General features: G+C 59.2%; 20 protein-coding genes. 7 read left to right on the top strand and 13 right to left on the bottom strand.

Features of this window, described 5'->3' with window-relative positions; translation table 11 throughout:
• Positions 1-4 precede the first annotated feature (4 nt).
• From clpS to ASD32_RS12025, 5 genes are all read right to left on the bottom strand, one after another.
• Entirely contained in the window at positions 5-358 is a 354-nt protein-coding gene (clpS, locus tag ASD32_RS12005; RefSeq protein WP_060638280.1) for an ATP-dependent Clp protease adapter ClpS, read from the bottom strand.
• Between the two features lie 249 nt (positions 359-607).
• Complete coding sequence (locus tag ASD32_RS12010) at positions 608-961, bottom strand: phasin family protein (protein WP_060638281.1); 354 nt, start codon at positions 959-961, stop codon at positions 608-610.
• A 232-nt stretch (positions 962-1,193) separates the two neighbouring features.
• Complete coding sequence (locus ASD32_RS12015) at positions 1,194-1,397, bottom strand: DUF3126 family protein (protein ID WP_060638282.1); 204 nt, start codon at positions 1,395-1,397, stop codon at positions 1,194-1,196.
• A gap of 96 nt (positions 1,398-1,493) precedes the next feature.
• Positions 1,494-2,321, bottom strand: a complete 828-nt coding sequence (gene cysE, locus ASD32_RS12020; RefSeq protein WP_060638283.1) for a serine O-acetyltransferase — start codon at positions 2,319-2,321, stop codon at positions 1,494-1,496.
• Positions 2,322-2,423: 102 nt separating this feature from the next.
• Entirely contained in the window at positions 2,424-3,209 is a 786-nt protein-coding gene (locus ASD32_RS12025; RefSeq protein WP_060638284.1) for an alpha/beta hydrolase, read from the bottom strand.
• A 165-nt stretch (positions 3,210-3,374) separates the two neighbouring features.
• On the opposite strand from ASD32_RS12025, the gene ASD32_RS12030 reads away from it, so the two are divergent.
• Together ASD32_RS12030 and ASD32_RS12035 are read left to right on the top strand one after the other, a co-directional pair.
• Positions 3,375-3,620, top strand: a complete 246-nt coding sequence (locus ASD32_RS12030) for a zinc-finger domain-containing protein (protein WP_060638403.1) — start codon at positions 3,375-3,377, stop codon at positions 3,618-3,620.
• An 18-nt stretch (positions 3,621-3,638) separates the two neighbouring features.
• Positions 3,639-4,784, top strand: a complete 1,146-nt coding sequence (locus ASD32_RS12035) for an FAD-dependent monooxygenase (RefSeq protein WP_060638285.1) — start codon at positions 3,639-3,641, stop codon at positions 4,782-4,784.
• Between the two features lie 3 nt (positions 4,785-4,787).
• Here ASD32_RS12035 and ASD32_RS12040 read toward each other — a convergent pair whose 3' ends face one another.
• A complete protein-coding gene (locus ASD32_RS12040) occupies positions 4,788-5,978 on the bottom strand; it encodes a cystathionine beta-lyase (RefSeq protein ID WP_060638286.1) in 1,191 nt (396 codons plus the stop codon).
• A 344-nt stretch (positions 5,979-6,322) separates the two neighbouring features.
• Between ASD32_RS12040 and ASD32_RS12045 the strand changes: the two genes are divergently transcribed.
• From ASD32_RS12045 to ASD32_RS12060, 4 genes are all read left to right on the top strand, one after another.
• On the top strand, positions 6,323-7,348 hold the full coding sequence (locus tag ASD32_RS12045; RefSeq protein ID WP_060638287.1) for an amino acid ABC transporter substrate-binding protein: 1,026 nt from the start codon (positions 6,323-6,325) through the stop codon (positions 7,346-7,348).
• A gap of 97 nt (positions 7,349-7,445) precedes the next feature.
• On the top strand, positions 7,446-8,639 hold the full coding sequence (locus tag ASD32_RS12050) for an amino acid ABC transporter permease (RefSeq protein ID WP_060638288.1): 1,194 nt from the start codon (positions 7,446-7,448) through the stop codon (positions 8,637-8,639).
• Between the two features lie 4 nt (positions 8,640-8,643).
• Positions 8,644-9,801: an amino acid ABC transporter permease gene (locus tag ASD32_RS12055; RefSeq protein ID WP_060638289.1), complete on the top strand. Its 1,158-nt coding sequence runs from the start codon at positions 8,644-8,646 to the stop codon at positions 9,799-9,801.
• A gap of 18 nt (positions 9,802-9,819) precedes the next feature.
• Positions 9,820-10,596 carry an amino acid ABC transporter ATP-binding protein gene (locus ASD32_RS12060; protein ID WP_060638290.1) on the top strand — a complete coding sequence of 259 codons (777 nt, stop codon included), beginning with the start codon at positions 9,820-9,822 and terminating at the stop codon, positions 10,594-10,596.
• A gap of 280 nt (positions 10,597-10,876) precedes the next feature.
• Here ASD32_RS12060 and ASD32_RS12065 read toward each other — a convergent pair whose 3' ends face one another.
• The 6 genes from ASD32_RS12065 to ASD32_RS30250 form a co-directional block, all read right to left on the bottom strand.
• On the bottom strand, positions 10,877-12,433 hold the full coding sequence (locus ASD32_RS12065) for a caspase family protein (RefSeq protein WP_060638291.1): 1,557 nt from the start codon (positions 12,431-12,433) through the stop codon (positions 10,877-10,879).
• Entirely contained in the window at positions 12,433-13,971 is a 1,539-nt protein-coding gene (locus ASD32_RS12070) for a caspase family protein (protein WP_060638292.1), read from the bottom strand. The genes ASD32_RS12065 and ASD32_RS12070 overlap by 1 nt, the downstream gene beginning before the upstream one ends.
• Positions 13,972-14,871, bottom strand: a complete 900-nt coding sequence (locus ASD32_RS12075; RefSeq protein ID WP_162252663.1) for an OmpA family protein — start codon at positions 14,869-14,871, stop codon at positions 13,972-13,974. It lies immediately after the preceding gene.
• 84 nt (positions 14,872-14,955) lie between these two features.
• Positions 14,956-18,210, bottom strand: coding sequence for a c-type cytochrome (locus tag ASD32_RS12080; RefSeq protein ID WP_060638294.1), 3,255 nt, complete (start codon positions 18,208-18,210; stop codon positions 14,956-14,958).
• A 42-nt stretch (positions 18,211-18,252) separates the two neighbouring features.
• The gene (locus tag ASD32_RS12085; protein ID WP_060638295.1) at positions 18,253-19,512 is read right to left on the bottom strand and encodes a ferric reductase-like transmembrane domain-containing protein; all 1,260 of its coding nucleotides are present in this window, start codon (positions 19,510-19,512) and stop codon (positions 18,253-18,255) included.
• 119 nt (positions 19,513-19,631) lie between these two features.
• Entirely contained in the window at positions 19,632-19,793 is a 162-nt protein-coding gene (locus tag ASD32_RS30250) for a hypothetical protein (protein WP_200953594.1), read from the bottom strand.
• 251 nt (positions 19,794-20,044) lie between these two features.
• Here ASD32_RS30250 and ASD32_RS12090 point away from each other — a divergent pair, with 251 nt between their 5' ends.
• Positions 20,045-21,541 carry a M10 family metallopeptidase gene (locus ASD32_RS12090; protein ID WP_060638296.1) on the top strand — a complete coding sequence of 499 codons (1,497 nt, stop codon included), beginning with the start codon at positions 20,045-20,047 and terminating at the stop codon, positions 21,539-21,541.
• 430 nt (positions 21,542-21,971) lie between these two features.
• Here ASD32_RS12090 and ASD32_RS12100 read toward each other — a convergent pair whose 3' ends face one another.
• On the bottom strand, positions 21,972-22,784 hold the full coding sequence (locus ASD32_RS12100; RefSeq protein WP_060638298.1) for a ferredoxin--NADP reductase: 813 nt from the start codon (positions 22,782-22,784) through the stop codon (positions 21,972-21,974).
• Positions 22,785-22,849: the final 65 nt, after the last annotated feature.

The raw sequence follows: 22,849 nt of genomic DNA on the forward strand, positions 1-22,849 counted from the left end.
TTCCTCATTTCTTTTCCATGACGCATTGCAGCGGGTGCTGATGCTCGCGGGCGAAATCCATCACCTGCGTCACTTTGGTTTCGGCAACTTCGTAGGTGAAAACACCGCACTCACCCACGCCGTGATTGTGAACATGCAGCATGATCAAAGTTGCCGCTTCGCGATCCTTCTGGAAGAAACGCTCCAGAATATGGATCACGAATTCCATCGGCGTATAGTCGTCGTTGAGAAGCAGGACGCGATAAAGGCTCGGCTTCTTGGTCTTCGGCTGCGTCCGCGTGATGACGGACGTGCCGCGATTGGCGTTGCCCCCATCCCCGTCGCTGTCTTTTTGCATCCGGACCGGCATGGCGATCATTCTACTTCATTCCCTTGTCCAGCCGCAAACGCTTGGGAGATATTTGCGACCTGTTCGTGACACTTAATCTAGTGGTTCTTTTTCAGATTTTAAGGCTGTTCGTCTGCACTGCAATCACATTTGCGTCGTCAAGCACAAGATTGATCACTTTCTTGCAGCCGCCTATCGCCAATACAGCCGTTTAGACAACAAAAAACCGGCCGCAGAAAGTGGGGCCGGCTTTTCAATGCTCAAACTGTGCAGTTTGCCTTAGGCGGCGACGGCAGCCTTGGCAGCAGCCGTTGCCTTGGCAACCGGCGCTTCGTAGGGCTTGTAAGCGCCCTTGGCCAGATCGGCATACAATTCGCCGATCTTGGTGGCTTCGGCGATATAGCTTTCGTATGCGCTCTTCACGTAGCTCGTCTGCAGCTCGAAAGCAGCTTCGATGCTCTTGACCGAGCTGATCTTCTCGATATGGGCAACGTTGTTTTCAAAGGCCTTCTTGGAGTAGTCGGCAGCTTCGGTGGCGATAGCCTGGAAAGCCTTGGTCACGGACGCATAGCTTTTCAGGATCGTGTCCAGCGATTCCTTGCTCTGTTTATTTGCATCTTCGAAATTGAACATCAGACTGCTCCTTTTGTGACGCTCGCAATGGCAATATTTTATGTGCACTGCACAATAAAGTCAAATATGGACGTGCAGCGCAATAAAACGCTGTGATTGCAACATCTTGATGAAAATCAGAGCAAACCGGAGCGTTTTTGCCGCGAAAATAAACGAAATCGTGAATTCGACAAAAAACCCGGCCTGAAATCAGCGCCGGGTTCAAGTCGTCAACACAATCAGAACGCGTGAATTAAAGGTCGATGTCGAGAATTGCCATCGAGAAGCTGTAGGACAATTCGCCGTCTTCCTCATCGCGGAAGATGACGCCCAAGAACTCGTCGCCGAGGTAAACCTCAGCGGATTCATCCTTTTTCGGCCGTGCCTTGATGACCATTCCCTGATTGAACGTGCGCTTGAAATAGGCTTCGAGCTTTTTGATTTCTTCCGGCTTCACGTCTTTTCTCCATGGCAGTTTGATTTGCGCCGCTTTTCGCACAGAGCTTCAATGGGTGTAAACCCCTGGCTGGCGGCCATGCGGCAAATCACACGTTCAGATTTCGAAGGAAACCAGCAGCTGGTCCATGGAACGGGATGGTTCCGAACAGCCGGCCTCGCCCACCACGCGGGCAGGAACGCCAGCGACCGTGGTCTTGGACGGGACTTCCTTGAGCACGACGGAGCCTGCGGCCACCCGCGAGCAATTTCCGATATGGATATTGCCGAGAATTTTTGCGCCGGCACCAATCAACACGCCATTGCCGATCTTCGGATGACGGTCGCTGCCCTCCTTGCCGGTGCCGCCGAGCGTCACACCGTGGAGAATGGAGACATTGTCGCCGATCACGGCGGTTTCGCCAACGACGAGCCCAGTCGCATGATCCAGGAAAATACCCTTGCCGATGCGCGCCGCAGGGTTGATGTCGGTCTGGAAAACCGACGAAGAGCGGCTTTGCAGATAGAGCGCAAAATCGCGGCGGCCGCGGTTCATCAGCCAATGCGCGAGACGATGGGTCTGGATGGCGTGGAAACCCTTGAAATACAGGATTGCCTCCAGAAAACGCGTGCAGGCCGGATCGCGATCATAGACGGCCTGAATATCGACACGCAGGATGCTGCCCCATTCCGGCCAGTCCTCGAGCATTTCGGAAAAAGTCTGGCGCAGGAGATTGGCCTGAAGATCGGGATGATCGAGACGCTCGCAGATGCGGTAGATGACGCTGTCTTCAAGCGAGCGCTGATTGATGATGACGGAATACAGGAATGCAGCCAGCAAGGGATCCTGCTGGGCAGCGATCCGCGCCTCTTCCTGCAGACTATCCCAGATCGGATCCATGATCTTCACGGTTTCGCTCTGGCGTATGTCAGTCCTGGCGACCATCGCCACTCTCCTTCGTCGTCCGTCTGTCCATCAGGTATAGGCCAAATCGCACGGGATATAAATGGCCGCCCGGAAATAGACGCTTAAAACGCTGATCCAGCGCTACGCTTGCCCGACCTTGGCCCAAAACTCAAGCGCCGCCTTTTTGAAGACCCTGTCGCCGACGGCCAGCATGTGATCGCGGCCGGGAATATCGAGAGCCACGGCATCGGGGATAAGGGCTGCCAGTTCCTGCGCGGAACCGGCAATATCGTCCTTGGTGCCAACGGCGACCAGGACGGGAACAGCGATACGGCCCATATCCTCGACGGACAAGAGGTCGCGCGAGGTCGAGATGCAGGCAGCGAGCGCCTTGCGGTCGCTCTTCGTCTGGTCGGCAAAGGCGCGAAACATCCGCCCCCGCTCATGGGTCACCACATCGAGCGACGGCGCGTTCAAAGCATCGGCTATCGGATCCCAGTCTCCAACCCCGGTGACCATGCCGATACCAAGCCCGCCGAGGACGAGCGAGCGCACGCGATTGGGATGCGCAAGCGTCAGGAATGCCGAAATGCGGGCTCCCATCGAATAACCCATCACATGCGCCTCGGCGATACCGAGGTGATCGAGCAGCGCCACGGCGTCTCCTGCCATCGACTGCGGATGATAGACGGACGGGTCATGCGGCTTTCCGCTGGCGCCATGGCCGCGATTGTCGAGTGCAATCACCCGGTATCCCGCATCGCCCAGCGTCTTCAGCCAGCCCGGAAAGACCCAGTTCACATTGGCGCTGGAGGCAAATCCATGGATCAGCAGGATGGGATCACCGGACGGATCGCCCTCGTCGAAATAGGCGATCGGCAGGCCGTCATGGGTAAAGGTGGAAAAAGCGGGCGGGTTCAGATCCATGGCATGCGTCCTGTTTTTCTGCGACCCTATGACAGCGGCGGCACCGCGAAAACCCCGCAACGCCAAAAAACCCGCAGGCGCGGCATCTTTGCCGCTACACTTTTGACGCAAAGCTTTCTATGGTGCGGCCGAATTCGACTATTCTTCTACATGACGGAGCATGACATGGCCGGGCACGGTATTTCCCACTTTCAAAACGATGGCGGCCACGCGGTGATCGAGGTCGGCGTCAAGGAATTCATGTGCACGGGTGCCTCTGTGCCGTTCGATCATCCGCATATCTATATCGACATGGGCGACGACAACGAAAAAGTCTGTTCCTACTGCTCGACGCTCTACCGCTACAACGCCAAGCTCCATGCGGACCAGACGGTCCCGGACGGCTGCACGTTCAATGCCAAGGCGGCGTAAGCTGCAAACGCTCCCGGCATGACGCGGCCCGTTGCGATCGTTGGCGCCGGCATAGCCGGGCTGACGGCGGCCCTCAGTTTTGCCCGCAAAGGCATGGAAACCGACATTTTTGAACGTACCAGCGTTCTCAGCGAGGCCGGTGCCGGGCTGCAGCTCTCGCCGAATGCAACACGGATTCTTGCCAGGCTCGGGCTGCTCCCGGCGTTGGAAAGCCTCTGGAGCGAACCGCAGGCGATCACGCTGGCGAGCGGCGTATCACTGCGCACGATCGCGTCCGTTCCCTCCGGCCCATTCGCACGCAGCCGCTGGCAATCACCCTATGGCGTCCTTCACAGGGCCGATCTGCAAAAGACCCTGCTGGATGCCGTCAATGCCAATCCGCTTTGCCATCTTCATCTCGGCACGCAGATCGGGGATGCCGATCACGGTCGGATAATTGGCAGCGAACCATGTCTTGTGGTGGGCGCCGATGGTGTCTGGTCACAGGTGAGAAAGCAGATAGAAGGCGGTGGAAAATCGATCTTTTCCGGCAATGTCGCCTGGCGCTTCACGCTCAGTGAGGAGGAGGCCCCGGCGTTCTTTGACAGAACCAAGATCACGGCCTTTCTCGGCAGCGGCTCGCATCTGGTCGTCTACCCCTTGCAGCGCTCCAGCCGTTTCAATGTGGTTGCCATTACCAACGGCGCTGATCCCGGACAATCATGGGACAGCACCCTGCCCTTGGACCACAGCCGCGAACGCTTGCTGAAAGCATTTTCCGGCTGGCATCGTCAGATCACCGATTTGCTGCGGCAGGCCGTCGAGCCGACGATCTGGCCGCTGCATGACGTGACTGACGGCGCCTGGCACCAAGGCGAAAACAGTGTCGTGATCGGCGACGCCGCCCATGCGATGATGCCCTTTGCTGCGCAAGGTGCGGCGATGGCGATCGAGGACGGGTTTGAGCTCGCATCGTTCGTGGCAGCTGGAAAGCCGCTGAGCGCCTTTGCCGATCACCGCAAAGGCCGGGTGGCGCGCGTCCGCTCGCGTGGCGCCTTCAACCGTTTTGCCTATCACGCCCGCGGCCCGGTGCGGCTCGGGCGCGATATCGTCCTCTCGCTGCGGCGGCCGGAAAGCCTGGCCGCCGATTTCGACTGGCTTTATGGGTACGAGCCGAAGGACTGAACGTCAGACGGCCTTTGCGGCCGCAAACCCGGCTTCGATGTCCTTGCGCAAATCCGCAACATCCTCAAGGCCGATCTGCAGCCGGATGACCGGACCTTCGGCTGGCGCCTTGCAGACTTTGCGATCGGACAGACCGACATGCACGGCCAAGCTCTCATACCCACCCCAGGACCAGCCGAGGCCGAAGATCGACAGCGCGTCGAGGAAGGCATGCGCCTTCGGCTTGAACTGATCAGCACTTTCAGCCTTGAGTACGACGGAGAAGATACCGCTTGATCCGGTAAAATCCCGTTTCCACAGGTCATGACCGGGAAAGCCCGGCAAGGCCGGGTGCAACACGCGGGCGACATCGTCGCGCTCTTCCAGCCAGCGGGCAATATTGAGCGCGCTTTCCTGATGGCGCTCCAGCCGGATGCCCATCGTGCGCAAGCCGCGCAAAATCTGGTAGCTGTCATCGGGCGAGCCGCAGAGGCCGAGTGCGCCATGGGTTTCGAGCAACTGCTCCCAATGGGCCGCATTGGCAGAGATCGTGCCCATGAGAATATCGGAATGACCCGACGGGTATTTGGTCGCCGCATGGATCGATATATCGACACCGTGATCCAGCGGCTTGAAATAAAGCGGCGTTGCCCAGGTATTGTCCATCGTTACCACGCAGCCATGGCGATGCGCGACAGCCGATATCGCGCGAATATCCTGCATTTCGAATGTGTTGGACCCCGGCGCTTCGGTATGGACAAGCTTGGTATTCGACTTAATCAGGCTTTCGATACCGGCCCCAATCATCGGGTCGTAATATTCGACGGTGACGCCGAGCCGCGTCAGCATGGTGTCGCAGAAATGCCGGGTCGGGAAATAGACCGAATCGACGATCAGCGCATGATCGCCCGCCGACAGGAAAGCCAAGAACGGCACGGTGACGGCGGCGAGCCCGGACGGGACAAGAACAGTGCCGGCCGAACCCTCAAGCGCATCGATCGCCTCACACAAAGCATCGGTGGTCGGCGTTCCCCGTGTTCCGTAGGTGTATTTCTGCGCCTTGGTTTCCATGGCTTTTGCATTGGGAAACAACACAGTGGACGCGTGTACGACAGGCGGATTGACGAACCCATGAAATTCGAAGGGCGAATTGCCGATATGCGACAGCTTCGTGTTCACGCCGGCGCCGGCGAGGAAATCATTCTTGTCATTCATGGAAAGGTCCGCTTGTGAAATTTCATGTCCCGTCCCTTCTCAGCCCAGCGGGCCGGAGGGTCAAGAGACTTCGCCTGCAGTTAGCGGGCGTAAATGCGGAAAACTGCGGATATGAAAGTTTTTTGAACATAAAACTGCACCAAACCGTCAAAAACTGCCTAAACATGCGGCGCAATCAACGTTTCTGGTGGCGCAGCCCGGAAAATCGGCAACGTGTCTTGACCCTGCGCTGTTTTGAGCATGAGATAGACAATACTCGCGCCAGGAGGGTGGCGGGGGCCGTTGCTGCATCCAAGCGCAGCCTGCGGGACAAGAACAAAGACAACAGAAAAAGGTTCTAAAAAATGGCAAAAAGAATTCTGACAGCGCTCATCGGCGCTGCCGTCATGGGGATTGGCACTCAGGCAGCATCGGCAACGACGCTCGGCGACGTCAAGGCGAAGGGTTTCCTTCAATGCGGCGTCAACACCGGCCTGACAGGCTTTGCCTCCCCGGACGCCTCGGGTAACTGGAGCGGCTTCGACGTCGATTATTGCAAGGCGATTGCTGCTGCGATCTTTGGCGACGCGACCAAGGTAAAATACACCCCGACATCCGCCAAGGACCGTTTCCCGGCGCTGCAGTCGGGCGAAGTGGACGTTCTGGCCCGTAACACGACCTGGACAATCAACCGCGATACCGCACTCGGCTTCAACTTCCGCGCAGTCAACTATTATGACGGCCAGGGCTTCATGGTCCGCAAGTCTTTGAACGTGAAGTCGGCGCTTGAGCTGTCCGGCGCTGCCGTCTGCGTCCAGACCGGCACCACGACCGAACTGAACCTTGCCGACTATTTCAAGGCCAACAATCTGCAGTACAACCCGGTCGTCTTCGAAAAGCTCGAAGAAGTGAACGCTGCCTATGATGCCGGCCGTTGCGACGTCTACACGACGGACCAGTCGGGCCTCTATTCGCTGCGTCTGACGCTGGCTGCTCCGGACGATCACATGATCCTGCCGGAAATCATCTCCAAGGAGCCGCTCGGACCGGCCGTCCGCCAGGGCGACGACCAGTGGTTTGACATTGTCAGCTGGGTTCATTACGCGCTCGTCGGCGCCGAAGACTTCGGCATCACTTCGGCCAATGTCGAAGAAATGAAGAAGTCGACCAACCCGGACATCCAGCGCTTCCTCGGCGTTGAGGCAGACACCAAGATCGGTACCGACCTTGGCCTGGAAAACGATTGGGCCGTCAAGGTCATCAAGGCTGTGGGCAACTATGGCGAAGTATTTGACCGCAACATCGGTGCAGGCAGCCCGCTGAAGATCGAACGTGGCCTGAACGCTCTGTGGAGCAAGGGCGGCATCCAGTATGCACCGCCAGTACGCTAAGACCATATGACAATCGGGAAAGCGGCTCTGGCCGCTTTCCCCTCCCAAAAATAAGAATCGCTCGAAACAGGGCGATCAGGGGATTAAGAGGCTCTGCATGACGATCGACGCCACGATTCCGCCCGGCAAGGACAAGCCGACCGGCTCAATACTCAACGATCCCAAAGTTCGCGGCTTTATCTACCAGGCCGTGACCTTGCTACTGCTGATTGTTTTCATCTACTGGATCGCGATGAACACCAGCGAAAACCTGAAGCGCGCCAATATCGCTTCCGGTTATGGCTTTCTCAACGGACGCGCCGGCTTTGATGTCGGTCAATCGCTGATCGCCTATTCCAGCGATTCGACCTACGGCCGCGCCCTGGTGGTGGGTTTCTTCAATACGATCCTGGTGGCCGTCGCCGGCATCGTCACGGCAACGATCATCGGTTTTCTGGTCGGCATCGGCCGGCTGTCGAAGAACTGGCTGATCGCCAAGCTGTCGATGGTCTATGTCGAAGTCTTCCGCAATATTCCGCCGCTGCTGGTCATCTTCTTCTGGTATTCCGGCGTTCTGGCCGTCCTGCCGCAACCAAGGGATTCCGTGGCGCTGCCGCTGGATATGTATATCAACAATCGCGGCCTCGCCTTCCCCCGCCCGGTGTTTGAAAGCGGCTCGCAATTCATTTTGCTTGCCCTCGTCATCGCGGCGATCGGCAGCTTTCTGTTTGCCCGCTATGCAAACAAGAAGCAGATGGAGACAGGCAAGCGCCTGCCGGTGCTCTGGACCGTACTTGGCCTGTTGATCGGCCTGCCGCTCCTCACCTATTTCGTCACCGGCGGCCCGATCTCATTCGACGTTCCGGTTGCCGGCAAGTTCAACCTGACCGGCGGCTCGGTGGTTGGCCCGGAATTCCTGTCGCTGTTTCTGGCGCTCTCCTTCTATACGGCATCCTTCATCGCCGAAATCGTCCGCGCCGGTATTCGCGGTGTCAGCCATGGCCAGTCGGAAGCGGCCCATGCGCTGGGGGTGCGGCCCGGTCTCACCACGCGCCTCGTCGTCGTGCCGCAGGCCATGCGGATCATCATCCCGCCCTTGACCAGCCAATATCTGAACCTGACGAAAAACTCGTCTCTCGCCATCGCCATCGGCTATTCGGACCTCGTTTCCACCGGCGGCACCATCCTGAACCAGACCGGCCAAGCCATTGAAATCGTCAGCATCTGGATCGTCGTCTATCTGACGCTGAGCCTCTCGACATCGGCGATCATGAACTGGTTCAACGCCAAGATGGCACTGGTGGAGAGATAAGATCATGAACACGCATCAGACAAACTTCGTCCGCACCAGCATGATCGACCAATCGACACCGCCGGTGCTCGATAAGGGTTATATCGCCTGGATAAGGAAGAACCTTCTCGCCACGCCGCTGGATGCGGTGCTGACGATCATCGCCATCCTGGCGCTTGCCTGGTTCCTGCCGCCGGCCATCAAATGGCTGTTCATCGACGCCTCCTGGACAGGCGGCGGACGCGGCGTTTGCGCAACGGCCGCTCAAGGGGGCTCGCAGCCGGAAGGCTGGAGCGGCGCCTGCTGGGCGTTTGTCGGCGCCAAATTCGACGTGTTCATGTTCGGCCGGTATCCGGTCGATGAACGCTGGCGTCCCATGCTGGTCGGCTTCCTGTTCGTGGCGCTCCTCGTCCCGATCCTGATCCCGAAAGTGCCCTATAAGAGCCTGAATGCTATCCTTTTGTTTGGCGTGCTGCCGATCCTGTCTTTCTTCATCCTCATCGGCGGCGTGCTTGGCCTTTCCTATGTGGAAACGCCGCTCTGGGGCGGCCTGATGGTGACGCTGATCCTGTCCTTTGTGGGCATCGCCGTATCCTTGCCGCTCGGCATCGTGCTGGCGCTCGGGCGCCGGTCGACCATGCCGGTCATCCGCCTGCTCTGCACGGTCTTCATCGAGATTGTGCGCGGTATTCCGCTGATCACGGTGCTGTTCATGGCCAGCGTCATGCTGCCCTTGTTCCTGCCCCAGGGCATGACGGTCGACAAGTTCCTCAGAGCCGTGATCGGGGTGTCGCTCTTTGCTTCCGCCTATATGGCCGAAGTGGTGCGCGGCGGCCTGCAGGCCATCCCGAAGGGACAGGCGGAAGGCGCCGATTCGCTCGGTTTGAGCTACTGGCAGAAGATGCGGCTGATCATCCTGCCGCAGGCGCTGAAACTGGTCATTCCGGGCATCGTCAACACCTTTATCGGCCTGTTCAAGGATACGTCGCTGGTGTCGATCATCGGCATGTTCGATTTGCTCGGCATCGTCCGGCAGAATTTCTCGGACGCCAACTGGGCATCGCCGGTCACGCCACTCTCCGGTCTCGTCTTTGCCGGATTTACTTTCTGGCTTTTCTGCTTCGGTATGTCGCGCTATTCAGGGTTCATGGAACGAAAGCTCGACAAGGGCCACAAACGATAACGAATAAGGGGAAATACAATGGCAGCTGAAGCCAAACCGCTGAAGATCGAAGTGTCGTCCACGGACGTCGCGGTCGAAATCGTCGGCATGAACAAGTGGTATGGTGATTTCCACGTTCTGCGCGACATCAACCTGAAGGTCATGCGCGGCGAGCGCATCGTCGTTGCCGGCCCGTCCGGTTCCGGCAAATCCACGATGATCCGCTGCATCAACCGTCTGGAAGAACACCAGAAGGGCACGATCATCGTTGATGGCATCGAGCTCACCAACGACCTGAAAAAGATCGATGAAGTGCGCCGCGAAGTCGGCATGGTGTTCCAGCATTTCAATCTCTTCCCGCACCTGACCATCCTGGAAAACTGCACGCTGGCGCCGATCTGGGTGCGCAAGATGCCGAAGAAGCAGGCGGAAGAAATCGCTATGCACTTCCTCAAGCGCGTCAAGATCCCCGAACAGGCCAACAAATATCCGGGCCAGCTTTCCGGCGGTCAGCAGCAGCGCGTGGCGATTGCGCGTTCGCTCTGCATGAACCCGCGCGTCATGCTGTTCGATGAGCCGACTTCGGCGCTTGACCCGGAAATGATCAAGGAAGTGCTCGACACCATGGTCGGCCTTGCCGAAGAAGGCATGACGATGATCTGCGTTACCCATGAAATGGGCTTTGCCCGCCAGGTCGCTAACCGCGTGATCTTCATGGACCAGGGCCAGATCGTCGAACAGAACGAACCGGCCGCGTTCTTCGACAACCCGCAGCACGAGCGCACCAAACTGTTCCTCAGCCAGATCCTGCATTAACGACAGGATCGTCTGACCATCGAACTGGAAGGCCCGTGACATTCGCCACGGGCCTTCAGGCCGCTGACGAACTCTGAATTAGCTTGTTTGACGATAGCGACGCCCATTCTCCTCATTCTCGCCCTTGTGGCGGGAATCCAGCCAGCTCAAGTCCTTGAGCTGAAAGACTCTTTGACCCGACGGACGTCGGGTCGCTGGATTCCCGCCACAAGGGCGAGAATGAGGGAGGTTGGGGTGTGGCTCCCACCAGACAATCATATTTTAGATTAGGCAGCAGTGCCTATTCCACCGTGTATTTCAGCGTTCCCAGCGACCAGCGCACGCCACGGTTTTCCGCATCGCCGGTCCAGGTTTTCTGCAGCCGGGCGACGATTTCGCTCAGAGACTGGCGGGCATCGAGCTCTCGATTCAGGCCCTGCGACGATGGCGCTACGTCCTGCAAGTCCACGGCATCGCTGACGACGATGGCGACCAGTAGATTCTCTCCGTTGCCCTCAGCCTCGAAATCGAAGCCGTAATAGTCGTCCGGGATCGTCAGCGTCGAACCGGCCGAGAGCGGCGTGGTTTTCTGTGCCATGTCGTTGGGGAAGATCTGTGTGGCGGTGCCTTCGCCGTTCACATCGAGAAGGACGAGATGTCCCGCATTTCGGCTGGTGACGGAAATCTTGAAGATCTGGCCTTTGTTCAAAGCCGGGCCTTTATCCAGCGATACCGTGACATCGCCCGTATCCGCCTTCCCGACAATGTCGCCGATCGCTTCGACAGGATCGGCATCGACATAGGCGGGGGCTACGGCAGCCTCGACCTTCACCTCCTGATAAGCAGGCTCCGGCTTGACCGCCGGTTGCTGTGCAATTGCCTGTTCTCCCGTGCTTGGTTCGGGCTTGGCGATGCTGGTGCCGAGCATATCCGGCACGCTTTCCAGCTGCGGATCGAGATTGTCGCAGCCGTCCAGCGTCGCGCAATAGTCCTTCGATTTGCGGGTCACATATTCGAAAAGCTCGGCATTGCTGACAAGACCGTTGCCGTTCGCATCGGATTCTTCCGGTTTGTAGCCGGCTATGTAAGCGGATGTGAAAACACCATGCCGATCTTCGACCGGGAGGCGAACATCGTCCCACGCCACCTGATAGGCAGCCGCAGCACTCCAGGCGGTCAACCCACCGGCCGTCAATTGCGCGGGTTTATCGACAACACCGAGATCGATGCGCAGGCCCCGGGTTGCCGGCTGCTTGGTGCTTTGCGCAAACGGGCGCGGCAGATAACGGGCGCCCTGCAAGGCTGATACGGCCTCTCGCGACAAGGAGCGGGAAATCGTCCCGGAATGGCAGGCATCAATCACCAGCGTCACCGCCCTGCCCTTCAGTTTCTCTAGCACGGCCTCCAGTTCATCATCGAGGATGACATTGGTCCAGTCCTCGTCACCGGCTTTGAGATCATAGGTTGAAATGGCCTCGTCCATCCCATCCTCTTCGTCGCCGCTGATATCTTTGACCTGCAGCCCATGCCCGGAAAAATACAGATAGACCCGGTCGCCCGGCGCCGTTCCGGCAATCAGCCATTCGTCCATCGATGACAGGATTGCCTGGCGGGTGGCCTTGTCATCGGTGAGGACCCGGATTTCCTCAGGCTTGAACTGCAGCGTGCCGGTCAACAGAGACTGGATTGCCTTCACATCGTTCTTCGGTCCATGCAGAAACATGTCTTCCGGCAGGTTTTCATAGGTGCCGATGCCGATGACCAGCGCCCGGTCCTGCGCCCACGCCCCTGCCGGTTGCGCCCCCAGCGATGCCAGGCACCAGAGCGCGGCTGTGGCAGTCGTGCGCAAAACCGTCATCACAAGTGTTCCCGGGTGTAGAGCGGCTGGATTGCCACGCTCGTATCGGTGCCGTCGAGCCGCGTGACCAGAAGCTTCAGTACAGAGGCGGCATCCACGCTCTTGCTGGCCAAAGCCGCGCCGATCGCATCGATGGGTTCATTGGTCGAAATTACGATCAGATGATCGGCGCCGAAGGGTTCGACCACCTGCAGATTGCTGAGCTTGAACCCGGCACTCGCCGTTCCCTCCGACTGCACATCCAGCAGCTGCACCTGCCCGGTGTTGGCCAGATTGAACACAACCATGTTTCTATAGCCGGAGGCCGGTGCATTGAAGGCAATCTTGTCGCCGGCAGCGTAGATGTCCTTCTGCGGCGTCAAGGAGACTGTGCCCGGATTCTGGCTCGCCATGATCTTCAGGAAATCAAGCAGGATGAACTTGTCGACAACCGGCTGTATCGAGCGGCCATCGATATGCTCGCCGGCAACGTCGCCGTTTGGCGTGTAGACAATGCCGCTCGCCGCATCCCAGCGATAGGGCACGCCTGTGCCACCCACATTGTCTGGCACGGCATCGGAGCCCTCGACAGACAGCGCCAGCTTGCCATTCCAGCCGGATTCGCGGACGGATTTATGCATCTTCTCCGCTTCCGGTGCGATTGCCACAGTGGCGCTGCGCGTCAACGGCATGACCACCTCATCGTCGGAGCGTGGCAGTTGCGGTGTGAAATTGGGAACCTGCAGGGCCTCCGACTGGGTCTTCACAGTGGCAAAGACATAATCCTCAAGCTCCACCCGCGACAGGCGGCCGTCACCATTGCGATCCGCCGCCCCCTCCACAGCGCGGGCAAAACTCCAGCTCAGGGCACCGCGCGGCTCGCCGTTGATAATGACCTCAGGCGACGGCTGGCTTTCCAGCGATGCGGCGAGCACCGTGACAGTGCGAAATTGAGTTTCTTTCACCGCAGCACCCGACACCGCCTCTTCGGACGGCGGCGGCAGTTTCACCGTGATGGCGTGAGCAAGGCGGGTCTTGCCGGAAAAGGACCGGCTCATGCCGCCGGAATGGCAACTGTCGGAGACGAACAGGACCTGCACGCCTTTGGCTTCCGCTTCGGAAAACCAGGCATTCAGCTCGTTATCGACGATGATCTCATGGTCGGTTTCGGCGGAGCGGCTCCGGTCGAAGCCCGGCAGTTGCAGGAACTCGTCGAGACCGTCGGCCTCGTCGCCGGCCACAAGCTCCGGCATCTGCGCACCGTGCCCGGCATAGGTGAAGATGATCGTATCGCCCTTGGCCGCACGGGCGACAAACCCGCTCCAGGCCGCACGGATATCGTCCTTGAGGGCGGCGGCATCGAAGAACGCCGCTATCTGATCGATGCCTGCCCGCCGCAACGACGCTTCCACATCCTTGGCATCCTTGACGGCACCGTCCAGGCTGACCTCATAGGGGTAGGCATCGACGCCGACAACAAGAGCGAAGGTCGCTGAGGATGCGGCACCGAGCGGCACTGCAGCCAGGAGGAGAGCAAGGGCCAGGCGGCGCAGCATCATTCAGTTCTCCACATCGACTTCGACGCGCCGGTTCATCTGGTTCAGCGTCTCCTCGTCATAAGCGCTGGCATCATCCGCCTTGAACGGCTCGTCCTCGCCTTTGCCGACGGTTTTCCACACGCCCGCATACCCTTCGGCAACGAGATATTCCGCCAGCGCATCAGCGCGTGCCAGAGACAAAACGCGATTGGCTTCCTGCGTGCCGACGGGGTCCGTGTGCCCGATTAGCGTGATCGCCTTGGGCTTGACCGATTTCAGGCATTCTGAAAGGTCCCTGGCGGAAGCCAGCCCTTCCGGGGTAAATTCCGCCGTGCCGAAGACGTAGCGCACCGGCGTCGATTTCTTCTTCAGGGAGACGCCGCGATAGCTGATCTTGCAGGCGCCGCGCACGGTGAGCTTTACAGGGTTTGGGGAGGCAAGCCGCATCTCCGTTGCCATATGATCGAGCCTGACGATATAGGCCTGATCCGGCGCCATCCATTGCGGCGTCAGCACCTCGTTGCCGGCATCCTCCAGCGCCAGCTGATAGTAGCGGGCCGCCGCCTCGTAAGTCCGCCGGTCACGGTTGATGTCCCCCAACGCGTCAAAAACCTGCCAGGGTGCCGAATTGCTGGTGCGGACCGCCTCAAGCTCACCCTCGAAATCTGCGAGATTTGCGCCCTGCCCGACAGCGCCGACGATCCGGTTGAAGGACGCCAGCGCCGCCACGCGGTTAATCATCGCCTTGTCGTCGGCCGTACAACCGGGCTTCGGCATGGCCGCGATCTGCTTGGCCAATGCCTCGTTGCCCGCATTGGTGGCCTTGGCAATCTGCGCCAGGGCATCGCAGGCGGCCGTTGCCGTCCCGGCGCAGAAAAATATAAGCAGCGCTGCCCCGGTAAGAACCCTCAATCGCATCATGCGCCTTTCCATTTCATTTCCAGTCAAACCGCCATGTCCAGTCTGACCGAACAGGCCAACCGGCATTGCGCGGCCGACGCCCGCCTATTTTATGATCTCGAAGGTCACCACCTGCAGGCCGCTGGCGCCCTTGTCGTCCTCGGCCTTCTTGGCAAGGTTGATCGCCAGTCCACGCGTCGGCGGCAGATGCGACTGCGCCACCAGCTGGCGCGCCCGCTCCACGGTCAGCTTTTGATCGCCCAGCCCACCCTCGCGGCAATAGGCGATCATGGTTTCGGCCGGTGCCGGCGTGTCGAAGGTCAGATCGCCGGTGCCGGGCTGCGGGATCAGGCGTTTTTCACCCGGCTGCAGCGTCGTATTGCCGATCATCGCATCGGGAATGACTTCCACATTGCCGGTCTCTTCCACATACAGGATCTGCAATTCGCAGGCCCTGTTGGCACTCAGCTCGAAGGACAGCTGGTCGCCGACCTTCGCCGTGGTCGTGGCTACATGCAGCGCCAGTTCAAGCTTGCCGTGATCGGCAGGCTGCTCCTGGCGATAGGCGGGCGTCGCGGCCGCGATCGTCTGCGGCTTGACATAATCCTGCTGCGCCGTTTGACCGGCCACGTCCTCACCTCCACCGGCCGTGGCCACATGGACGGTTGCCGTGTCGAGCGGCTTCAGCTGCATCAGGGGATGCAAAAGCAGTGGAAATTGCTGCTCGACCTCGGCGCGGGGGACCGTCGCGCCCGCCTCAAGCGTCGTCACCCAGTCGATGCCAAGCCGCAGCGTATCGACATCCTCCACCCGCTTGATTGCCGAGGACAGCTCTGTCGGCGTCATGTCGAACTCGGCGGCGAGCGCATCGAAATCGAGTTCATCCTCATATTTGTCGCCAAAATAAGTGACGAGCTCGGCATTGCCGGGCGCCTGCATGCTCTGAGCGCTGCCATCCGGCGTCGGCTCGGTTACGCCGAGCTTGACCAGCGCCTCGACGAAACGCTGCCGGTCCTTGTTATAGGCGGCATCAAGCTCTTCCTGCGGCACGTACATATCCAAGAGAATGGCCTGCTGATCCCGGGTGAATAGCGTCGATGTCTGGATATGCTCGCGCAGCTGGTCGCGTTTCGACAGGATGCCGTTGGCGTGGCAATCGAAACAGGAGCGGGCATTGATGATCTCGACCCCCTTGCCGATCGGCCGCTTGCGGAAGGACACGATCGAGGTCGGCCCGATATCCAGCTGCTTTCCCGCCGCTGTTGACAGGTAATAGCCCTGCAGCCCGTTCGGCAGCGAGAAGATCATCTCGCCGCCATCATGCTCAAACGGCGTCAGACCGCCATCGAACGGTTCCAGTTCCTTAGGCCCTTGCGGAAAACGCTTCAGCACCTGGCGGCCGACATCGCCGCCGAAATCATAGGATTTCCAATAGTAGCCTCCGAACGGCATGTCGTGGCGTTCCAGCATGCGGTTATGATCTGAAACCCCTGACGATCCATCGGCAAAACCCGCGCGCAGCACCTGGCGGCGGCGGATATTGTCATCGACATTGATCTGGAACCGCTGCTCGAGTTCGCGGATATGGGTCGGCAGCTTCATCAACCGGTTGTAGATCTTCGGTTTGGCGGCATTGGCCATGAACCAGTCGATGCGCATGATCGGCAGGACAGTGCCGGTTTCCTTGGTGAGCGCCAGAAGCGAGGCATCGCTGGCGGGATCGACACCGTAGAAATATTGCGAAATCAGGAAATTATAGTCGTCGGCCGACCATTGCAGGTCGCGCAGATCAACCCTCACCATCAGGCCATTGGTGCCTTCGACCTCCTGCGGCAAGACAAGCTTCGGGCCGTAAGACAGCGAATTCAACAGTTTCTTGAAGCCGCCGGCCAGAACGTCCATGCGCTTCATGAAGGTCTTGTCGTCCTCGCAGCCCATCATGCCATTGTACTGGTTGCGATAGGAGAAGTAGCGCATATATTGCCGGTCGAGATCGTTGACCTTGGAAATATCCTTCAGCCCGGCCTCGACGAAATCCCGGTAGGCCAGCATCGGCCGCGTGCGCGCCGGTTTGCTCGCAGCAGTCTGCGGCAGATCCGATTGCTTCAGCGAATTGATCCAGTCCTCCAGGCTCTTCACCTCCTCCACGCTCGGGCGCTTGCCAAGCGGCATGCGGCCGCTGGTCACCGAGGTAAACAGACGGGATTTGGCGGCATCGCCGGGAACCACGAAAGCGGCGTCGGCTGCGATCGTGCTGAGGTCACCGGCCGGATAGGATCCTTGCGAGCTTTCGCCGGGCCCATGGCAATTGCGGCAATATTTGCCGATAAAGGCATCGGCCTGGCTGGCAAGGCCGGCATTGCCGCCGCCAAGAGCGGAGGCCGGCGTGCTTTCCGTGCAGACCGCCGTTGCCGATTGCGCCACCGGCTGCGGCGGCTTGACCTCGCGGTCGGACAGGAAGGCATAGATCGCGGTGCGGTCCTTCTCGTTGAGAACGGACAGTCCATGGGCGATCTCGCGCATGACGGGATCGGTCAGGGGAGCGCCTGAGAGCTTCTTGCCGTCGTCGATCAGGCCGGTGGTGAACACGTCGGGTGTGGCAAGGCCTGCCATCCGGGCCTTGGAAATATCGGGCGCCACCGCGCCGGTCAGGCCCTTTTCCCCGGTATAGGCGTTTTCCATGTCGAGACCGTAAGTGGTGGTTCGCGGCGTATGACACTCGCCGCAGCCGCCGACATTTTCGACGAGATAGCGGCCGCGCTCCATCTGCGTTTCTTCGCGCGGCTGATAGTCCGCCACATTGAAGTGGCTGCGCTTCCACAGCGTGATCGTCGTCTGGCGGCTATAGGGAAACGCGATCTCGTGTTCCTCTGACACGGCATCGGACGCAATCAGCGTGTCGATATAGGCCTTGATATCCAGCACATCCTCCGGCTTCATGCCGCCATAGGCGGTATAGGGCATGACGGGATAGAGATTGTTGCCTTCGCGATCGATGCCCTGCATCACCGCATTGAGAAACTGCGCATTGGTCCACCCGGCGATGCCGTTGGCATGGGGCGAAATGTTCGGGGCATAGAATTTGCCGATCGCCGTATCCATTTCCAGTCCGCCGGACAGGACGTCGCTGCTCCTGGCCGATCCATGGCAGGCACCGCAACCGGACGCATTGAACAGATATTTGCCATTGCCGGTATCGGCCTTATAGGTCGCGTAGGCATCGTCAGCGAAAGCATCACGCGCCGATGCAGCGCCCGGACACTGGGTCAGCGCCAGAACCAGTGCCGCCATCGCCACCATCGTGCGCGGCAGGCCGAGCCTACGGATCAGGGTCCCGGACACTTGATCGAACATGCGCATGGCCTGTTCTCCTTGCTTTCTCAAACAACAAATACGCTATAGCTACCGGAACTCGAACTGCTCGAACTCGACCCGTCTGGGTGTCTTGCCGAGGTCCTTCAGGCCCTTTTCAATGGATTTTCGCAGCAATGGCGGCCCGCAGAACCAGAGGTCCGCTCCCGCCGGATCGACGGCGCTCGATGCGGCAAGCTTTGCCGCGTCGAGCCTGCCGTCCGTTTTGGAATCATGCAAAGTGAAACTGAAATTCGAAAGCTTGTCCGCCTGCGTTTGAAACGTATCAAGGCCGATGGCCTCGCTCCGGTCGCGCACGCAATAGACCATGTGGATGTCCTGGCCTTCGTCCCCCTTCAGGCGCCCCGCCATCGCCAGGAACGGCGTAACACCAATGCCGCCAGCGAGCCATATCTGTTTCTTGCTGCCACGGCGGTGATTGAAATGCCCATAGCCACCCTCCAGTTTCAGGCGGTCGCCAATGGCGATGCCGTCGCGCAGCGCCTTGGTATAATCACCCAGCGGCTTGATGGCGAACCGCACGGTGCCGTCGTCCTCCATGCCGGCGATCGTGAACGGATGCGGCTCGCGCAGACCCGGTTTGTTGACCCGGAAAAATCCGAACTGGCCGGGCCTGGCACGCAGCGGACGCCGCACTGGCCGGGCGGAAATGATCGTTGCGCCCTCATGACGCGCCACATCGAAGACCTCGTAGGTGCGGGTCCGCAGCCAGGGAAAGAGCTGTGTGTAGATATAGCTCAGCGTGCCGATCATCGCGAAAATATTGAGATAGGTCGCCAGCATCGCCGTGCCGTCATAGGGCCGCTTGATGAACGTCTGGTGGAAGGCGGCCATGACGAACAGCAGACCGATGAAACGGTGTGTCAGGCGCCAGAAATGGTAGGGGATCTCCACCTTCGTCTTCGGCACGATCTTGACGATGCTGAGCAGCAAAAGGACGACGAGCGCGTAAAAGGCATATTTGCCGGCATCAGCCGCCAACTTGTTCAGTCCGCCGGTCAGCGACAGGCCCTTGAAATCCGGCGTGATGAAATAGTGTACGAGGATCAGCACGAGGACCGTGATCCCTACCCGGCGATGCGTCTGGTAGATCCGGTCGAGCCCGCCGAAAAGGCGCTCGATGAAAGGTGGGCGCGTGGCCATGAACAGTGCCAGCGCCATGCCGGTAAAGGCCATCGAGGATGCCATCAGCGAAAACGTGGTGCCCGCATTGGTATGGCTGACCGCAGGGACAACCAGCAGCCCCGCAAATCCGATCAGCGACCAGACAAGAACAGCACCCGCGCTCACGCCATATCCCCCATAATTCCGCAGTTGCGGAGCCCAAGGTGAGACTGGCAAGGCCCTCAAGCTTCGTCAACTGCTATTGTAGCAGAGACGATTTTACGCCGGGCTTTATTCGCCTGCCCTCATTTCAGCGTGCCGGCGGCAATCACCTCGCGTGCTTTTTGCGCCAGCGGATGGTCCGGATGGCGGCGGATGAAGCGTTCGTAAGCTTCGCGCGTCCCTTTGCGGGTGGCGCCGCCATATTCGGACTGCACGGCAGCTTCCGCATCCGGCGCCGGCGTCATGATTCCACCTGTTCCCTTTGGCGCTTGTGCCGCCAATACCACACCGCTGAAAAACCCGGCTATTGCCCCTAAAAGGGCGAGGATCGGCCATTGCCTCCGAAATTCGACCAGCATATCAACGCCTCTTCAGGTTTGGGAAAGTTACGGGTGCGATGAGACTTACGGAGTGGTTTCAGCCGCGTTCCGGAAGTATCAACTTACAGATAATATAATGATTTCCGGTGTACATTCTCCACCGAGAAGGTGAAACAATGACGGGCACGAATAAAACCGTAAAAACCATTACTGCTACAGGCAACCAGCTGGTCGATGGCATCATTTCCGGCACAGCCTGGGGCGGCGATAGCGTTACCTACGCTTTCCCCACGCTTGCCAGCCAGTATCATTACGGCAACCCGGCAGAGTTGAACAACAATTTCGGTGCGGTTTCGGCTGCGCAAAAGAACGCGGCGCTGTTCATCATGGAACAGTCTTCCGGAACTGCCGCCAATGACGGCTTTTCCGTCGAAGGGTTTACCAAGCTGGCCTTCTCCGCCGGCAGCGCAACCACCGCGACGCTGCGCTTTGCGCAATCCGACCAGGCAAGCCCGACAGCCTATGCCTATTTTCCCGACACACACTATTCCGCCGGCGATACCTGGTTCAGCACGAATTATGAGGGCACGATCAACGACTACCGCGCGCCGGTTGCCGGAAATTATGCCTGGCACACGCTGGTCCACGAACTGGGTCATGCACTCGGCTTGAAGCATGGTCATGATACCAGCGTCTTCGGCGCGACGCCCGATGCCTTCAACTCGGTCGAATATACGGTCATGACCTATAATGGTTTTGTCGGCGACGATGCCAATGGCTACGCCTATGAGCAGTTCGGCGCGCCGCAGACCTTCATGATGGCCGATATCGCTGCCCTGCAGCACATGTATGGCGCCAATTACACCACCAACAGCGGCAACACGGTCTACAAGTGGACACCGGACAGCGGCAAGACCTATGTGGATGGCAAGGTGGCGATCGACCCCGGTGGCAACCGCATCTTCGCCACGATCTGGGATGGCGGCGGAAAGGACACGTTCGATCTCACCGCCTACAAGAGCAACCTCAATATCGACCTTCGCGCCGGTGGCTTCTCGATGTTCAGCGAGGACCAGCTGGCGGGGCTGGGCGGCGGGCCGAACGATGGCTATGCGCGCGGCAATATTTTCAATGCGCTGCTGCACAAGGGCCACCTTGCCTCGCTGATCGAGGACGTCAAGGCCGGGTCCGGAAACGACAGGGTCGTTGGTAACCAGGCCGCCAACGCGCTCTTCGGCAATGGCGGAAATGATTCGCTGTTCGGGAAAGACGGCAACGATTCTTTGTTTGGCGGCGCCGGAGGCGACAAACTGAACGGCGGCAAAGGGCGCGACATGCTCACCGGCGGCGGCGGTGCAGACATGTTCATTTTCTCCGAGCTGTCCGACAGCACCACGGCGGCATCCGGCCGCGACACGATCTTCGACTTTCGGGGCTCCGAAGGCGACCGGATCAACCTTGCAGGCATAGATGCCGACATCACGAAAGAGGGCAACCAAGGTTTCAAGTTCATCGGCACCAAGGGCTTCGGCGGCGATGAAGGCGAGTTGCGCTACGTCAAGAATGCGTCCGGCACCTATATCTATGGCGATGTGGACGGCGATCGAAAAGCCGACTTTTCCATCCATCTCGACGACGCCGTCACCCTGCAGAAGGGCTATTTTTTCCTCTGACAGACGCGAATCTGAGTGGAGAGGGCCGGATAAGTCATATTCTTGGTATTTGGCAGGCCATTTGAGGAATTCTGCGAGTGCCAAACACTCCGTCATCCCTGTGCTTGTCACAGGGATCCAGCCAGCTCAAGTCATTGAGCTGAAAGAGTCTTTTGACCCGACGGACGTCGGGTCGCTGGATTCCCGCCACAAGGGCGAGAATGACGGAGAGTGGGGTATGGCTCTTACCGGACAATCTTATTCCAGATTTTTCAGCAGTCTGGGCGGGATCAAAGTATCCTGCCTTGTCTTTTGAACGCCGATCCCAAAGGCAAACCTTCACGGATTATCTGGGCAAGGCGCCACACCGCCCTTACCCGCCCGCATGCAGCCAAACAAAAAAGGCGGCCCGCAGGCCACCTTCCTCGTACTCATTCCCAGAAATTCGGCCTCAGCCGACGAATGCGCGTTCGATGACGAATTCGCCCGGCTTGTTGTTGGAGCCTTCGTTCAAGCCGGCGGCCTCCAGAATTTCCTTGGTTTCCTTCAGCATCTCCGTCGAGCCGCAGATCATGCCGCGATCGGTTAATGGGTCGAAGGCCGGCAGGCCAAGGTCCGAGAACATCTTGCCGTCACGCATCAGGTTGGTGATGCGGCCCTTGAACGGATAATCCTCGCGGGTCACCGTCGCATAATGCCGCAGCTTGTCGCCGACCAGTTCGGCCAGGAATTCGTGGTTGCGGATTTCTTCGAGCAGGTCGAAGCCGTATTTCAGTTCGGCCACGTCGCGGGTCGTGTGGGTGAGGATGACTTCCTCGAACTTCTCGAAGGTTTCGGGATCACGGATCAGGCTCGCAAACGGCGCGATGCCGGTTCCGGTCGAAAACATGTAGAGGCGCTTGCCAGACGTCAGCGCGTCGAGCACCAGGGTGCCCGTCGGCTTCTTGCGCATCAGCACCTGATCGCCGGGCTTGATGCTCTGCAGATGCGAGGTCAGCGGACCGTCCTGCACCTTGATCGAGAAGAATTCCAGCTCCTCGTCCCAGGCGGGGCTCGCGATCGAATAGGCGCGGTAGACCGGCTTGCCCTCGACCATCAGGCCGATCATGGCGAATTCACCCGAGCGGAACCGGAATTCCGTCGGACGCGTCATGCGGAAGCTGAACAGCCGGTCCGTATAATGCGTGACCTTCGTCACCGTTTCAGCGAACACGCCGGCGGGCACGGTTGCGGCAAATTCTTCGATCTTGGCAGGAGCATTCATTTCGGGGTCAGGTCCTGTAATGATGAGTAACGCTTTCAGGTATCAGCGGATATTCCAAAAGGCGC

The sequence above is a fragment of the Rhizobium sp. Root483D2 genome (assembly GCF_001426685.1).
GTDB lineage: Bacteria > Pseudomonadota > Alphaproteobacteria > Rhizobiales > Rhizobiaceae > Pararhizobium > Pararhizobium qamdonense.